At 62.2% G+C, this 368-nt stretch carries 1 protein-coding gene; it reads right to left on the bottom strand.

The window, feature by feature from the left end; genetic code table 11:
* On the bottom strand, positions 1-368 hold a 368-nt coding region (locus MTX36_RS30755; protein ID WP_279395140.1), incomplete at both ends, for a cholesterol oxidase substrate-binding domain-containing protein.

Below are 368 nucleotides of genomic sequence, written 5' to 3'. Positions count from 1 at the left end.
GGAGGTGATGACGGCGCCGCCGCCTTCGGTCAGTCGGAGGGTGGTGGCTTTGATGTAGAACTGGACGTCTTTGGACCAGCCCCAGATGTCGTTGGCGTTGGTGACGGCGAGGCCGGCGACGGTGGTCATGTACATCATGGGTCCGAATGCCGGTGCAATGCCGGGGTTTCCGGCGTTGATCGCGCCGATCATGTCGGTGAGCGGTTCGGGGAGGTTGTCGGAGAAGATGTAGTTGTAGGGTCCGGTGACTTCGCGGGAGGTGGCGGGTTTGGTGGGTTCGAGGGACCACACCTTCATCCACGGTTTGTCGGTGAAGGGGTACCAGATGGCTTCGGCGCGGCCGTTGTCGCGGACGAAGTTTTCGAAGG

The organism is Rhodococcus sp. ARC_M6, assembly GCF_022810305.1.
Lineage (GTDB): Bacteria > Actinomycetota > Actinomycetes > Mycobacteriales > Mycobacteriaceae > Rhodococcus_F.
The sequence above is the reverse complement of the archived record's forward strand: the minus strand, read 5'-3'. Positions and strand labels throughout refer to the sequence as shown.